Origin of the sequence: Sphingomonas flavida (assembly GCF_036663655.1) — a bacterium.
Lineage (GTDB): Bacteria > Pseudomonadota > Alphaproteobacteria > Sphingomonadales > Sphingomonadaceae > Sphingomonas.
The window spans coordinates 103,884-118,368 of sequence record NZ_JAXOJH010000006.1 but is presented as its reverse complement, the minus strand read 5'-3'; the positions used below and the strand labels follow the sequence as shown (position 1 = coordinate 118,368).

General features: G+C 65.4%; 19 protein-coding genes and 1 riboswitch. Of the genes, 8 read left to right on the top strand and 11 right to left on the bottom strand.

Annotated elements, in window-relative coordinates; translation table 11 throughout:
- The first annotated feature begins 2 nt into the window (after positions 1-2).
- The 5 genes from egtD to thiC all read left to right on the top strand — a co-directional run bounded on the left by egtD (position 3) and on the right by thiC (position 5,388).
- Positions 3-980 (top strand): L-histidine N(alpha)-methyltransferase, encoded by a 978-nt coding sequence (gene egtD / locus U1703_RS08975; protein ID WP_332785409.1) that lies wholly within the window; start codon positions 3-5, stop codon positions 978-980.
- Entirely contained in the window at positions 977-1,183 is a 207-nt protein-coding gene (locus U1703_RS08970) for a hypothetical protein (RefSeq protein WP_332785408.1), read from the top strand. The genes egtD and U1703_RS08970 overlap by 4 nt, the downstream gene beginning before the upstream one ends.
- Positions 1,176-2,132 carry a ferritin-like domain-containing protein gene (locus U1703_RS08965; RefSeq protein WP_320453184.1) on the top strand — a complete coding sequence of 319 codons (957 nt, stop codon included), beginning with the start codon at positions 1,176-1,178 and terminating at the stop codon, positions 2,130-2,132. The genes U1703_RS08970 and U1703_RS08965 overlap by 8 nt, the downstream gene beginning before the upstream one ends.
- A 35-nt stretch (positions 2,133-2,167) precedes the next feature.
- Positions 2,168-3,187, top strand: coding sequence for a ferritin-like domain-containing protein (locus tag U1703_RS08960; protein ID WP_332785407.1), 1,020 nt, complete (start codon positions 2,168-2,170; stop codon positions 3,185-3,187).
- A gap of 217 nt (positions 3,188-3,404) precedes the next feature.
- Positions 3,405-3,495, top strand: a riboswitch (TPP riboswitch).
- A gap of 45 nt (positions 3,496-3,540) precedes the next feature.
- Positions 3,541-5,388, top strand: coding sequence for a phosphomethylpyrimidine synthase ThiC (gene thiC / locus U1703_RS08955; protein WP_332785406.1), 1,848 nt, complete (start codon positions 3,541-3,543; stop codon positions 5,386-5,388).
- A gap of 10 nt (positions 5,389-5,398) precedes the next feature.
- On the opposite strand, the gene U1703_RS08950 is transcribed toward thiC, so the two are convergent.
- The gene (locus U1703_RS08950) at positions 5,399-5,851 is read right to left on the bottom strand and encodes a hypothetical protein (protein ID WP_332785405.1); all 453 of its coding nucleotides are present in this window, start codon (positions 5,849-5,851) and stop codon (positions 5,399-5,401) included.
- A gap of 305 nt (positions 5,852-6,156) precedes the next feature.
- Between U1703_RS08950 and U1703_RS08945 the strand changes: the two genes are divergently transcribed.
- Positions 6,157-6,294 (top strand): hypothetical protein, encoded by a 138-nt coding sequence (locus U1703_RS08945; protein ID WP_332785404.1) that lies wholly within the window; start codon positions 6,157-6,159, stop codon positions 6,292-6,294.
- A 30-nt stretch (positions 6,295-6,324) separates the two neighbouring features.
- Here U1703_RS08945 and U1703_RS08940 read toward each other — a convergent pair whose 3' ends face one another.
- From U1703_RS08940 to ung, 4 genes are all read right to left on the bottom strand, one after another.
- The gene (locus U1703_RS08940) at positions 6,325-6,585 is read right to left on the bottom strand and encodes a Txe/YoeB family addiction module toxin (RefSeq protein ID WP_320453045.1); all 261 of its coding nucleotides are present in this window, start codon (positions 6,583-6,585) and stop codon (positions 6,325-6,327) included.
- 2 nt (positions 6,586-6,587) lie between these two features.
- Positions 6,588-6,833: a type II toxin-antitoxin system Phd/YefM family antitoxin gene (locus U1703_RS08935; protein WP_320453046.1), complete on the bottom strand. Its 246-nt coding sequence runs from the start codon at positions 6,831-6,833 to the stop codon at positions 6,588-6,590.
- 37 nt (positions 6,834-6,870) lie between these two features.
- Positions 6,871-7,182, bottom strand: a complete 312-nt coding sequence (locus U1703_RS08930; protein ID WP_332785403.1) for a zinc ribbon domain-containing protein YjdM — start codon at positions 7,180-7,182, stop codon at positions 6,871-6,873.
- A gap of 83 nt (positions 7,183-7,265) precedes the next feature.
- Complete coding sequence (gene ung, locus U1703_RS08925; RefSeq protein ID WP_332785402.1) at positions 7,266-7,961, bottom strand: uracil-DNA glycosylase; 696 nt, start codon at positions 7,959-7,961, stop codon at positions 7,266-7,268.
- A gap of 111 nt (positions 7,962-8,072) precedes the next feature.
- Here ung and U1703_RS08920 point away from each other — a divergent pair, with 111 nt between their 5' ends.
- Complete coding sequence (locus U1703_RS08920) at positions 8,073-8,453, top strand: hypothetical protein (protein ID WP_332785401.1); 381 nt, start codon at positions 8,073-8,075, stop codon at positions 8,451-8,453.
- On the opposite strand, the gene U1703_RS08915 is transcribed toward U1703_RS08920, so the two are convergent.
- Positions 8,443-8,925, bottom strand: coding sequence for a DUF1810 domain-containing protein (locus U1703_RS08915; RefSeq protein WP_332785400.1), 483 nt, complete (start codon positions 8,923-8,925; stop codon positions 8,443-8,445). The genes U1703_RS08920 and U1703_RS08915 overlap by 11 nt on opposite strands.
- Before the next feature lie 61 nt (positions 8,926-8,986).
- Here U1703_RS08915 and U1703_RS08910 point away from each other — a divergent pair, with 61 nt between their 5' ends.
- Positions 8,987-9,493 (top strand): Ivy family c-type lysozyme inhibitor, encoded by a 507-nt coding sequence (locus U1703_RS08910; protein ID WP_320453051.1) that lies wholly within the window; start codon positions 8,987-8,989, stop codon positions 9,491-9,493.
- Between the two features lie 210 nt (positions 9,494-9,703).
- Here U1703_RS08910 and U1703_RS08905 read toward each other — a convergent pair whose 3' ends face one another.
- The 5 genes from U1703_RS08905 to recQ form a co-directional block, all read right to left on the bottom strand.
- Entirely contained in the window at positions 9,704-10,588 is an 885-nt protein-coding gene (locus U1703_RS08905; protein ID WP_320453052.1) for a MipA/OmpV family protein, read from the bottom strand.
- Between the two features lie 71 nt (positions 10,589-10,659).
- On the bottom strand, positions 10,660-11,088 hold the full coding sequence (locus U1703_RS08900; protein ID WP_443025783.1) for a DUF2141 domain-containing protein: 429 nt from the start codon (positions 11,086-11,088) through the stop codon (positions 10,660-10,662).
- Positions 11,003-11,794: a sterol desaturase family protein gene (locus U1703_RS08895; protein WP_443025785.1), complete on the bottom strand. Its 792-nt coding sequence runs from the start codon at positions 11,792-11,794 to the stop codon at positions 11,003-11,005. Before U1703_RS08895 ends, U1703_RS08900 begins: the two co-directional genes overlap by 86 nt.
- 347 nt (positions 11,795-12,141) lie before the next feature.
- Positions 12,142-12,654, bottom strand: a complete 513-nt coding sequence (locus U1703_RS08890) for a GNAT family N-acetyltransferase (protein WP_332785397.1) — start codon at positions 12,652-12,654, stop codon at positions 12,142-12,144.
- A gap of 10 nt (positions 12,655-12,664) precedes the next feature.
- Complete coding sequence (gene recQ, locus U1703_RS08885) at positions 12,665-14,434, bottom strand: DNA helicase RecQ (protein ID WP_332785396.1); 1,770 nt, start codon at positions 14,432-14,434, stop codon at positions 12,665-12,667.
- Positions 14,435-14,485 lie beyond the last annotated feature (51 nt).

The following is a 14,485-nucleotide window of genomic DNA, read 5'->3' as shown; positions in this document are numbered from 1 at the left end:
TCATGCTGAAGCCCGAGATCGAGGACGGCCAGATGTCGCTGGCCGACCCCGCCTTCCGCGCCGACGTCCTTGCCGGGCTGGAGCGTCGTCCGCGTGCCATCCCCGCGCGCTGGTTCTACGACCGCAAGGGGTCGGAGCTGTTCGAGGCGATCACCGACCTGCCGGAATATTATCCGACCCGGACCGAGACGGCGATCCTGAAGACCATGTGCCCCGACCTGATCGCGCATGTCGGCACCGGCCGTGCGGTCGTCGAGTTCGGTTCGGGATCGTCGACCAAGACGCCGGTCCTGCTGCGCTGTGTCGAGCCGTCGGCCTATGTGCCGATCGACATTTCGGGCGACTTCCTGCGGGAATCCTCGCGCAACCTGCAACAGGCGTTCCCGGACCTGCCGATCCACCCGCTGGAAGGCGACTTCATGCGCCCGCTCGCGCTGCCCGCGATGGTCGCCGATGCGCCCAAGCTGGGCTTTTTCCCCGGCTCGACCATCGGCAACATGACGCCCGCCATGGCGACCGATCTGTTGCGCGCCATGCGCGGCTCGCTGGGCGAGGGGGCGATGCTGCTGATCGGCATGGACCGGACCAAGCCGAGTGACGTGCTGGTCCCGGCTTATGACGATGCGCAAGGGGTGACGGCGGCGTTCAACCGCAACCTGCTCGACCGGATCAATCGCGAGCTCGACGGCACCATCCCGGTCGAGGCGTTCCGCCACAAGGCGGTGTGGAATGATGATCGCTCGCGGATCGAGATGCATCTGGCCGCCGAGGAGGATGTCGCCTTCACGATCGAGGGGCGCCCCTTCGCCATGTCCACCGGCGAGACGATCCATACGGAGAACAGCCACAAATATGGCCCGCGCGACGCCAAGATCCTGCTGCGCGCCGGGGGCTGGACCCCGATCATGGACTGGACGGACCCGGATCAGCTGTTCTCGGTCTATCTGGCCGAAGCGCAATCGGTTCGTCCCGCGCCATGACCGTTCTGGCTTACAGGAATAAACCAAAAGTAATTTTGATTAAATTAAGGCGTCTTTTTGAAATTTTGGACGTTCGAGAAGCTGGCTGGGCCAAGGCTTCAAAAAAAAGACCTTGTGCTTCGCCCTGTGAAGAGTTTGTAAGTCGGTTACGAAACGACGGAAAACTCTTCATGGTTCCTGACCGGGAGGAGCATGATGACTGAAAGCGAACAGCTGCTCGACGCCTTGGATGCGCGAGTTGAGCGCCGCAACCAGCGGCGGGATTTCTTCAAGACAGCGATGGGAGCGGCGGCGGCAGGCGTCACCGCCTTTACCCTGGCCAGCAAGGCCGGGGCCCAATCGACCGTAACCGACGCCGATGTCCTGAACTTCGCGCTGAACCTCGAATATCTCGAAGCGCAATTCTATGCCTTCGCGGCCAACGGCACGGGGCTCGCCTCCAGCCAGCTGACCGGTACGGGTACGCAAGGCGCGGTGACCGGCGGTCGCAAGGTGAACTTCACCGACCCGGTCGTCGCCCGGTACGCCCAGGAGATCGCAGCGGACGAGGCGGCGCATGTCGCCTTCCTGCGCACCGCGCTCGGCACGGCGGCGGTCGCGCAGCCCGCGATCAACATCTCCGGCGATGCCGATGGCGCCTTCACGGCGGCGGCGCGTGCGGCCGGGGTCGTGTCGTCCACCGGCACCTTCGACCCTTATGCCTCGGACGAGAATTTCCTTCTCGGCGCCTATATCTTCGAGGATGTCGGCGTGACCGCCTATAAGGGCGCCTCGCCGCTGATCAGCAACAAGACCTTCCTCCAGGCCGCCGCCGGTATTCTGGCGGTCGAGGCATATCATGCCGCGATGGTGCGCGGTGCGCTCTATGCCAAGGGAATGCAGACGCCTGCGCTGATCACCGCCGCCGGGCAGATTTCCGACGCGCGCGACAGCCTGGACGGCACGAGCGACCTCGATCAGGGCATCGCCGCCCAGACGATCAACGGCCAGCTGGTGTCCAACATCGTTCCGCTCGATACCAATGGCATCGCGTACAGCCGCACGCCGGGCCAGGTCCTCAACATCGTCTATCTGAACCGTGCGTCCGTCACGCTGGGTGGGTTCTTCCCCGCCGGTGTCAACGGCAACGTGCGCGCCAGCGCGGCGAACTGATCCCTTTTTTTCCTCCTCTGGAGAGGATTTTCATCATGAGCGAAGAACGCTTCATCCTCGATGTGATCGAAGAGGCCTCGGCCAAGCGCCGGTCCGATCGCCGCCGTTTCATGCGCATGGCCGCCGGTGCGGGGGCCGTGGGTGGCCTGGCCATGCTGGGTGCCTGTAACAATGACGACGACAATGTCATCGTCGTGCCGACCCCGACGCCGACTGCCGCCGCGACCGGATCGGTCACCGATGCCGACGTGCTGAACTTCGCGCTTCAGCTCGAATATCTCGAAGCGCAGTTCTACAGCTATGCCGCCTTCGGCACGGGTATCAACAGCGCGCTGCAGAGCGGTGTCGGCACGCAGGGCACCGTCGTGACCAGCACCAGCGGACAGCCGCGCCAGGTCGCGTTTCAGGATCCGATCGTCGCGCAATATGCGCGTGAGATCGCCTATGACGAGATTGCGCACGTCAACTTCCTGCGCAGCGCGCTGGGATCGTCGGCGGTGGCGCAGCCCGCGCTCAACCTGTCGGGCGATGCCAACGGCGCCTTCACGGCGGCGGCCCGCGCGGCCGGTGTCGTGTCGTCGACCGGCACCTTCGACCCTTACGCCTCGGACGAGAACTTCCTGCTCGCGGCGTATATCTTCGAGGACGTCGGGGTGACCGCCTATATGGGCGGTGTTGCCCTGCTGACCAACAAGACCTTTATCGAGGCGGCGGCGGGCATCCATGCGGCCGAGGCCTATCATGCGGGCCTGGTCCGCTCGGTCCTGTATCGCAAGGGGCTGAGCAACGCGGCGCTGATCACCGCGGCGGGGCAGATCTCCGACGCGCGCGACAGCCTGGACGGGTCGACCGATCTCGACCAGGGCATCGTGGCGACGGTGAACGGTACCCAGACGGCCAACATCGTCCCCGCCGATTCCAACGCGATCGCCTTTGTCCGCACGCCGCAGCAGGTGCTGAACGTCGTGTATCTGAACAAGGCGGCGGTGACCGGCGGCGGCTTCTTCCCCAACGGCCTGAACGGCAACGTGCGCACCAGCGCCGCCAGCGGCTGATACGGGCGACATGGGGCGACACGGGCGGTGGGCTTTTCCTTTTCCCAAGAGGGAAGGGCAAGCCCACCGACCCGATGCCTATCCCTCCCAAGGGTTCCTTGCCCCGATCGGTTTCCAGTCCCCTGGCCGGTCGGGGTTCTTCTTGTCCGGGGCGGAGCGGACAGGATGACCGCAAAACCCCTTCTTATCCGCCGCGAAGTCGATTATGACGGTGGCATCCCCGGGGGAGCGCTGGCCTGCGCTTGAGAGGGGGGCAAGAGCCCCTGACCCGCTGAACCTGATCCGGCTGACACCGGCGTAGGGAGGGAGCGGCCCCGTCTCTCATGGTCCGTTTCCTCCGCATGGAGTGGACTATGGCAGATATCCCCGCAAAGGCCGAGATTGGCGTGACCACCGGCCCCATTCGTGGTTCCAAGAAGATTCACGTCGGCCCCTTGGGCGTCGCGATGCGTGAAATCCATCTCGACCCGTCATCCGGCGAGCCGCCGCTGCGCGTGTACGACACCAGCGGTCCCTATACCGATCCGACCGCGCGTATCGACATCATGGCGGGCCTGCCGCAGATCCGCCGCGACTGGATCGAGGGGCGCGGCGATGTCGAGGCCTATGACGGCCGCGAACTCCGTCCCGAGGACAATGGCCAGCTCGGCCCCGACCGGTCGGGCGGCGTGCCGCAATTCCCGCGCACCGGGCTCAACCGGCCACTGCGCGCGCGTGCGGGCATGAACGTCAGCCAGATGCACTATGCCCGCCGAGGCATCATCACGCCCGAGATGGAATATGTCGCGACCCGCGAGAATCTGGGCCGCGAGATGCTCCGCGAATATGTCCGCGACGGCGAGAGCTTCGGCGCGGAAATCCCCGACTACGTGACGCCCGAATTCGTCCGCGACGAAGTGGCGCGCGGCCGGGCGATCATTCCCAACAACATCAACCACCCCGAATCCGAGCCGATGGCGATCGGCCGCAACTTCCTGGTCAAGATCAACGCCAATATTGGCAACTCGGCGGTCGCCAGCAATGTGGCGTCCGAGGTCGACAAGCTGGTCTGGTCGATCCGCTGGGGCGCGGACACGGTCATGGACCTGTCGACGGGGCGCAACATCCACGACACGCGCGAATGGATCATCCGCAACTCGCCCGTGCCGATCGGCACCGTCCCCATCTATCAGGCGCTGGAAAAGGTCGGCGGCATCGCCGAGGAACTGACCTGGGAGATCTTCCGTGACACGCTGATCGAACAGGCCGAGCAGGGCGTCGACTATTTCACCATCCATGCGGGCGTGCGCCTGCCCTATATCCCGCTGACCGCCAAGCGCGTCACCGGCATCGTGTCGCGCGGCGGCTCGATCATGGCGAAATGGTGCCTGGCGCATCACAAGGAGTCGTTCCTCTACGAACGCTTCGACGAGATCACCGAGATCATGAAGGCCTATGACATCGCCTATTCGCTGGGCGACGGCCTGCGCCCCGGCGCGATCGCCGACGCCAATGACGAGGCACAGTTCGCCGAACTCTACACGCTGGGCGAGCTGACCAAGCGCGCCTGGGCGCAGGACGTGCAGGTCATGATCGAGGGGCCGGGCCATGTGCCGATGCACAAGATCAAGCAGAATATGGAAAAGCAGCTAGAGGCGTGCGGCGAGGCGCCCTTCTACACGCTCGGGCCGCTGACCACCGACATTGCGCCGGGCTATGATCATATCACCAGCGGCATCGGCGCCGCGATGATCGGCTGGTACGGCACGGCGATGCTCTGCTACGTCACGCCCAAGGAGCATCTGGGCCTGCCCGACCGCGACGATGTGAAGGTCGGCGTGGTGACCTACAAGCTGGCCGCCCACGCCGCCGACCTGGCCAAGGGACACCCGGCGGCCAAGATGCGCGACGACGCGCTGAGCCGCGCCCGCTTCGAGTTCCGCTGGCGCGACCAGTTCAACCTGTCGCTCGACCCCGACACGGCGGAATCCTACCACGACCAGACGCTCCCGGCGGAGGGCGCCAAGACCGCGCATTTCTGTTCGATGTGCGGCCCGAAATTCTGCTCGATGAAGATTACCCAAGAGGTTCGGGAATTCGCGGCCAAGCAGAACGCGCCGGTCGAAACCTTCGTCGCGGCCGAGGACGCCGAGGCGGGGAAGCAGGAAATGAGCGAACGGTTCCGCGAGAAGGGCGGGGAGGTTTACCTGCCGGCGGAATGAGGCTGTTTAATCAGTCTGAATCAGACAACATTGAATGCCGCTTCTCGAAGGATTGATATTTGGCCGGAAGGGGAACTCCTTTCGGCCAATATCCTATTCCCTTCAAATTCAAGAAGCGCTTTGAGCGCCAAAGGTTTGTGCCAAAAACCTTGGTTTTGTCGGTGCCTGGAAAATGAAATCCCCGGCTTTCGAGCCGATCCATCAGCTCACGGCGCGATAGCGGCTTACCCGCCTCGGCGATAACCGCTTCGGCCGCATCCATCACGTTTTTGAGCTCTGCGCCTGTCAAGCGGTGACGCGCAGACTCAGGTGCTTCTAGGGATAGCTCGTAATTCGCGTGGTCTGTGCGATTTAGAGTGTGAGCCTCGAGTCGCAGATAATCCGCAATGAGATTTTCCACCAGTTTGAGTTCCTGACGAAGTCTCTCTCGGCGTTCATATGCTTGGCGCAGAAGCTCGTCCATGCTCATTTCCTCGCAGCCAATGCCTAATAAGGGCTAATAGTCACACTTTACAAGATTTGGACTCGAAAGAGTGTTGACGTGAGTGCTGCGTGATGTATGTATGAGTCGGGTTATCAGAATCTTAAGGAGTGCCCAGAAGCTCAACATGGAAGCCCGGCAATGCCGGAGAAGCGAAGATGGCCGACCTTTCGGCCGGCCTTCCCGTTGGCTCAACGTCGATGCGACGCGAAACCTCTGTAGTAGCATATTGAGAATCGCATGCTCCGACGCTTGGGTCAACCCCAATCCAATCACGGAGACGTTCCATGGCCGATCAGGCAATGCGTGACGACGGCAAGATGTATATCTTCCGTCAGTGCATCACGCTTCGGAACGGGAAGCGGATTTGCAAGCCCAACGGGCAAGCATTCCGCATCCCGGTGAACGATAACGACAACAGGTAAAATATTGAGCCGACGTCGTAAGACGTCGGCTCAATAATGATACCGACACTGCGCCACTTGCAGCACCTGCTCGTCACCGCTGCCCGCGACCCGGTACACCAGCCGATGTTCATGGCTGATCCGGCGCGACCACCAGCCTGACAGGTTGCCGCCCAGCGGTTCGGGCTTGCCGGTCCCCTTGAACGGGTGACGACGGCATTCCTCGATCAGGGCATTGAGCTTGTCGCAGAGCTTGGCGTCATGGTCCTGCCAATGGCGATAATCGTCCCACGCCGTTGGCCAGAAGGCCACTCTCACGGAAAGGGCACGCCTTCGTCGCCCGCCTCGAACCCGCGCACCGCGTCCAGCAGGCGTTCGGCGTTCTTGGGCGATTGCAGCAGGTACAGCGTCTCTTCGATCGACGCCCATTCGCTGGCCGAGATCAGCACGGCGCCTTCACCCCGCTGGCGGGTGATCGCCATGGGCGCGCGGTCGGCGACGACCTTGTCGATCATCGCCTCCAGATTTTCGGCCGCTTCGTCATAGGAGACTGCCTGCATGGGGCCATGCTCTCCTACGCTATGCCGAACGTCAACCTCACCGCTTCCGCACGAACTCCGCCCTCAGCACCAACCCCTTGATCCCGTCGAACTTGCAGTCGATTTCCTGCGCGTCGCCGGTCAGGCGGATGGACTTGATCAGGGTGCCGCGCTTCAACGTCTGGCCTGCGCCCTTGACGGTCAGGTCCTTGATCAGCGTCACCTGATCCCCGTCGCTCAGGACGTTGCCGACCGAGTCCCGCACCACGATCGCATCGTCATCGCTGGCCGTCCCGCCCTTTGCGGCGGCGTCGGCGGCGCTGATCCATTCGCCGGTCGCTTCGTCATACACATATTCGTCGTCGGCCATTGCGCGTCTTCCTTGTCCGATAGGGGAATGGCGGCGCTATGCGCGCTCGGTCGAAATGATGCCAGTGTGATTACAGATGCAATTCAGGACAGCGGCCGCAACGCCCAGTCGATCGGTTCGCGGCCATGCTCGACCAGAAAGGCGTTGGCCTTGGAAAAGGGTTTTGATCCGAAGAAGCCGCCCCGCGCCGACAGGGGCGAGGGGTGGACGGAGGTCAGGACGCAGTGCCGCCCCGCGCCCATCTCGCGCACGAACCCCGCCTTCTTCTGGGCATAGGCGCCCCACAGGATGAAGACGACCGGTTCGGGCCTGGCGGCGACGGCGCGGATCACGGCGTCGGTGAAGCGCTCCCACCCGCGCCCCTGATGCGACGCGGCCTGCCCCATGCGCACGGTTAGCACCGAGTTGAGCAGCAGCACCCCCTGCCGCGCCCAATGGTCGAGCAGCCCGTGGGCGGGCGGGGTCAGCCCCAGGTCGGTCGCCATTTCCTTGTAGATGTTGACCAGGCTGGGCGGCGGCCGCACACCGGGCTGCACCGAAAAGGCCAGGCCATGCGCCTGACCCTCGCCATGATAGGGGTCCTGCCCCAGGATCACGACGCGCACCTGGTCCAGCGGGGTCAGGTCCAGCGCGCGAAACCACTCGGTGGGGCGGGGAAAGACGCGCTGGCCGCTGGCGCGTTCCTCGGCCAGGAAGGTCTTGAGCGCCTGCATATAGGGCTCGTCGAACTCGGACCGCAGGGGCTCGAGCCAGCTTTCGTGCAAGCGGATATCACTCATGCGGATTGTCTTGCCGTTGGTGGTCGACTGGCGCAACCGGCGTCGGTCATAATCGTTATGCAACCGATATGGTCGCCATTCCGGCGGCCGCCTATCTGGAGGAACAGGATCATGCAGCGTTCCACGATCGCCCTGGCCGTCTTGGCCGCGGCCCTGCCGCTGGCGGCATGCGGCTCGTCGAGCGAACCCGCCACCAATGTCGCGGCGACCGCGACGGCCAACGGCACCGAAATGAGCGCCGACACGCTGGGCGCCAAGATCCGCGCCCTGCCCGAGGGCCAGCGTCGTGGCACCCTGTTCCGCGCGATCCGCGATGCCGGGCCGTCGGGGGCGAGCTGCCAGTCGATCACCGCCATGCAGGAGGCGGCACCGACCAACGGCAACCCGACTTGGAACGCCGTCTGCGACGATACGACCCAGTGGTCGATCGTGTTGACCGCCGACCAGTCGGCCAGCGTCACCGGCCCGGGCCCGGTCACGATCAAGAAGTAACCGCGCCAGGAGCTCGACCGTGCGGGGCGTCGCCGCCCGGCCGGTCGAGCCTGGCCAGCGTGGCATCGTCGGCCTGTCCGTCAAAGAACCGGTCGAGCCCGGCGCGGAACGGCGCCGGATCGGCGGCCACGGCGGCGAACAGGGTCAGCGAGGAGCGCAGCTTCATCGCGTCGATCGCGCCGAAGATCGCCTCCGCCGACCCCGGTGCCGCCATGGCCGCGTCCAATGCATCGTGCAGGCGCGGGCCAAGCAGCGGATGCGCCAGATAGGCGCGCGCCTCTGCCGCATCGCGGATCGCGTAGAATTGCGCGGTCGGGCTGCGGCCCAGCCCGGCGATCTGCGGGAACAGGAACCACATCCAGTGGCTCTGCTTCCGTCCGCGTCGCAATTCGGCGATCGCGTTGGAATAAGTGGACGTTTGCGCCTCGACAAAGCGGGCGAGCGCGGCATCATGATCGGGCGGACGGGTCATGAGCTGGCAACCGGCCATGACGTCGAAGCGTTCCGTGACAAGACTGTCCCAGGAGAGTGCAATGCGCCGTTTCGCCTTCCTTGCCCCCTTGGCTCTCCTCGCGCTGTCGGCGTGTGGCGGCGGTGGCGGGGATTCCGATTCGGATGTCGCGCCCGGCAACTTCACCCCGCCCGGCACTGCACGGCCGACACCGATGCCCGGCGTGGCGCAGGTCAACCCGCTGACCGCCTATATCGGCCATTATCCCGGCGACGCGGTGGACGGCGTGACCTTCTTCGACCGTACCGAAGTGGCAAGCGCGCTGCACGACGCGGTGGGTGATCAGCAACTGGTGAAGCGGATCATGTCGCGCGGCGCGGTGACGGTGCCAATCTTCCGCCGCGGCGAAGAGGCGATCGGCGCGCATGGCTGCACCCCGCATGACTGTTCGGACAACAACTGGATGGTCGAGATCAATCTGAAATCGTCCAAGGCGCGGGTCTGCTATCACGACCGCGAGACGATGGGCGACCACAGCCAATGGTATATGGGCGGCGCGCCGGTGACCCAGCCGGGGGAATGCCCGTAGGCTTACGGTTTCTCCGACTGCGACAGGTTGGAAGGGGGGCAGCGCCTCAACTCAAGCACGCCCCTCCCGCAGGCGGGAGGGGATGGGGGAGGGAAAGCCACAGGCGAAAGGCTCGGTGAGACCCCATGCCCTCCCCCAACCCCTCCCGCTTGCGGGAGGGGAGAATACGAAGCGGTGGATATACCGCTCTGCCGGAGCCTTTCCGGATACTTAGAACGTATAGGCCAAGCCCAGGGCGCTCAGCCACTGGCTGCGCGATCCGGCCTGCGACACGATCGGGCTGTCGCCGAAATCGCCAACCACCCGGCCATAGGTCAGGCCGCCGACGACCTTCCAACCCTTCAGCAGGTTGCCGGTGATCGAATAGGTGGCCAGGCCGCCGATTGACCAGTCCTTCCACCCTCCGCGCGCATTATAGACGGGCAGGCCGCTCGCCGCGCTCTGATCGGGGGTGATCGAGTAATAACGACGGGCATAACCACGCCCGACCCGCTCGGCGGTGGCGAACAGCCCGACCGCCGCCTTGGTCGACAGCGGCGTGAAATAATTGACCGATGGCTGCCAGATGCCGCTGTCATGCACGCCGGTCACGTCGTGGCGATAGCTGAGCGAGACGGACAGGCGGTCATAGGGGCTGGTGACGACGCCGATCTTGCCGATGCCGACATAGCCGCCCAGCTCGACCGCCGCGCCGATCTTGCCCAGCGCGCGAACGCGGCTGTCGTCGATCTGCGAGGGGGCAGTGCGGTCCAGGTTCACGACGCCGATCGGTCCCGCCTGGATATCCCAGTCGCGATTCGCCTTGTCGCCGATCAGGTCGACCGACAGGCGGTTGCCGATATAGGTGATGGTATGCCCGTCGATATAGGCGAGCGCGGCGGGGGCGGGGGTGAACTGATAGTCGTTCGACCCTTCGTAATCCGGCAGATAGGCCGCCGCCAGACCGACGGTAATGGTGTTCTTGCCCAGCTGGCCTGTCATTTCGGCAGCGGCGGGGCTGGTGGGGACGGATGTGTCCTGCGCCATGGCAGGCACCGACAGGGAAAGCGCGCCCATGGCGATCAGCGGGGCGTAAACGCGCGGGAAAAGGCGCAAGACGGAAAACTCCCTGAATGGATTATCCGAAATGCAACGCCACGGTAACGATTTCGCTCCGGCGCCGAAGCCTAGAAGATATAACGCATTTTGATCTGTTGTGTTTCGGCCACAGAATCGAGCGTGAAGCGCGCTGCGGCAAAGCGCGGCGGGCCGAAGCGGATCACCGGATTGCGCGAAAAACCGAAACCTTCGCGGGGGATGCCGGCCAGCGTGTCGAGCTTGGCGTTGCTGTTCTCGTCATGGATGACCGCTGCGGCATAATTGCCATGCGGCAACCCGTCGAGGTGCAGGCCGCGCTGCCCGGCGGGCACCGAACGGGTCAGGGCGCGGGCATCGTCGACACAGGCGGGGAAATTGTCCGGATCGGCGGTCAGGCAGAGGCGGATCAGCCCCTTGGTCGAGCGAAGCTGGTCAATCCCGATGTCCAGCCGGCTGACCGGTGCCGCGCCGATCAGCGGGAAGGCGGTCAGGGGCAGGGCGGCCAGCAGCAGCGCCACGCCGCGCGGCCTGCGCATGGGCACGCGCGAAGTCGCCAAGGCCCCGGTCCGTTCCACATACTCGGTCCCAGAAACGGAAATAGAGTCCATAATTGCACCCATATTGCTCATGATGCCGTTGGTGGTGGCTGGCGGTGATGAGCCACCCCCCCAGGTGCCCCTGCCACATGAAACGGGGAAAGATTTCCCATCCCATATGGTTGGTCACGCCCATAACGGTCATGATCGTCAGGACCAAGCCGAGCGCGCCGATGTGAATCGGAATCAGAAAGACGAGTAGCGGAATTACCACAGCGCCGGTCACCGCCTCGATCGGATGAAACGCCATCGCGGCCCAGGCGGTCGGCGGGCGGCTGGCATGGTGGACGGCATGCGCGGCCTTGAAGACGGCCGGGCGGTGCATCCAGCGATGCGTCCAGTAGAACCAGGTGTCGTGCGCAAAGAGATACAGCAGCACCGACACCGGCCAGTACCAGAGCGGATAGCTGTGGAGGTCGGCATAGATTTGGGTCCACCCGCGATTCTGCCAGCCCCAGGCGACGATCCCGGCGGGCACGCCGTAGATCGCGGCGGAGGCCAGGCTCCACCAGATCTCGCGTCGGATCTGCGGATCGAGCCCGGCATACAGGTTCGGATGCCGCGCCCGCGTCGCCAGCGCAAACGCCCCCGATGCCAGCAGATAGCGGACACCGACGATCAGCGTCATGGCGATGGCGGACAGGATCAGGGCAAGCGTCACGGGGGCCTTGTACCCTATCGGAGGCGGGGCTTGAACCGTGAACCTCGGATGCGCGGCCTTTTGTTCGCGCGGGGGCGCGGAGAGGTTCGGAAGGGCGGCGGCCTTGGGCGTCCATTGGGCGTTCGCCTGTGCCGCACCGTCGATGATGGGATGGCCTGTCGGTCGGGGGCTTCCCCTCCGCGTCTCCACGCGAACACGACCTCCACCTCCGTTCAGGCTGAGCGAAGTCGAAGCCTACGCCTCACCCTATCGGCGAGCGCATCCCGTGCACTTCGACTTCGCTCAGTGCGAACGGAGGTTGGGCAAGGGGAGGATCACCCCCGGTGGAAAATCAGGATCGTCCGGTCGTGATAGACCCCCTCGACCGGCGCGCCGTAACCCAGCTTCTCCGCCAGCCGGATCGAAGCCATATTCCCCGGATCGATGATGCAGCAGGTCCGCCCGATCCCCTGCGCCTCCGCCCAGCCGAGCACCGTGCTCATGGCCTCGCCCGCATAGCCCTTGCCCTGCGCCGCCGGGACCAGCGTCCACCCCGCCTCGGGCACGGTCAGCTCGGGCGCGATCGCACGCCGCGACTCGAGCAGGCCGATGTCGCCCACCACCTGCCCCGTCGTACGATCGCATACCACCCAGGCGCCATATCCGAACACCGTCCAGCAGCCGACCGACCGCAACAGGCGAATCCACACATCCTCGCGCGCACGCGGCTTGCCGCCGATCATCCCGTACACCGCCGGGTCGGCCCACATCGCGGCCAGCGCGTCGAGATCGTCGGGGTGATGGCCGCGCAAGGTCAGCCGCTCGGTGGTCAGGGTCGGGGCGCTCATGCGCCGCAGCTTAGCTCGCGTCGCGGATCACCGCCAGAAACGCCTCGCCATACGCATCCAGCTTGCGCGCGCCGATGCCCGACAGCAGCGACAGCGCCGCGCGGCCGGTGGGCCGCTGGGCCGCCATGTCGCGCAGCACCGAATCGTGGAAGATGACGTAAGGCGGCACCCCGGCTTCCTGCGCCAGCTCGCGCCGCTTCGCGCGCAACGCCTCGAACAGCGGATTGTCGGCCGGATTGGCGGCAACCGGTGCGGCGCGGCGACCCTTCTTCTCGCGCTTGGGGGGCACGACCAGCGACAACCGCGCCTCGCCCTTGATCAGCGCGCGCGCGGCGGGGCCGAATTCCAGCCCGCCATGAGGATTGGTGCGCAGGGCATCGCGCAGCAGCAGCGCACGGTGGACGGGCTTCAACAGCGCGACCTCGTCGCCCGACACGATATTCCACACCGACAGCGCCTCATGCCCGTTCATCAGGCTGCGCTCGTTCGACTGGCCGGTCAGCACCTGCTCGATATACCCCGCGCCGAACATCTGGCCGGTCCGAAACACGGCGGAGAGGAATTTCTGCGCGGTGGTCGTCGCATCGACCGCGTCGGGCGACCCGAGGCAGTTGTCGCAGTTGCCGCAATCCTCGGGCAGGTCCTCGCCGAAATGGCGCAGCAGGATACGCCTGCGGCACCCGCCCGTCTCGACCAGCGCCCCCAGCGCGGCCAACCGGGTGCGCTCGCCCGCCTGCCGCTCGGGTTCGACCTCGGCCATGCGCTGCCTTGCGCGGGCGAAGTCGTCGGCGCCCCAGAACAGATGGGCCACCGACGGATCGCCGTCGCGCCCCGCACGCCCCGTTTCCTGATAATAGGCCTCGATCGATTTCGGCAGGCCCGCATGGGCGACGAAGCGGACGTCCGGCTTGTCGATGCCCATGCCGAAGGCGACCGTGGCACAGATCACCATATCCTCGGACGCCACGAAATCCGCCTGGTTCTTCGCGCGCACGGCGGGGTCCAGCCCGGCATGATAGGCCCGCACCGGGCGGCCGGTCCGCGCCAGCGCCTCGGCCAGCTTCTCGGTCGCGGCGCGCGTCTGGGCATAGACGATGCCGGGGCCGGGCGTGTCGGCGACCACCCGCGCGATCTGCTGGTTCACATTGGCCTTGGGGCTGATCGCATAGCGGATATTGGGCCGGTCGAAGCCCGAGACGATCATCCCCTCGACCGGGATGCCCAGCTGCTTGGCGATGTCGGCGCGGGTATGCGCGTCGGCGGTCGCGGTCAGCGCAAGCCGGGGCACCTCCGGAAAGGCATCCATCAACGGCTCGAGCAGGCGATAGTCGGGGCGGAAGTCGTGGCCCCACTCGCTGACGCAGTGCGCCTCGTCGATCGCGAACAGGCTGAGCGGCGCGGAGCCGAGCAGTTCGCGGAAATGCCCGGACGAAGCGCGCTCGGGCGCGACGTACAACAGGTCGAGCTGGCCGTCGCGGAAGCGGGCGATCGTCTCGGCCCGGTTCTGGTCGACACTGGTCAGCGTGGCGGCGCGGATGCCCACCGCCTCGGCCGCGCGCAACTGGTCGTGCATCAGCGCGATCAGCGGGCTGACCACGACGCAGCACCCCTCCATCATCACCGAGGGCAGCTGATAGCAGAGCGACTTGCCTGCACCGGTCGGCATCACCGCCAGCGTCCGCTGGCGGTTCAGCACGCGGTCGACCACCTGTTCCTGCACACCCCGGAACTGGTTGTACCCGAAAACTTCGTGGAGCTTGGCAAGGGGGTCGACGACCATCGGCGTGCATGTAGCGAGGGTGTCGGGGCGGGGAAAGGGCGGGGGGCGGTT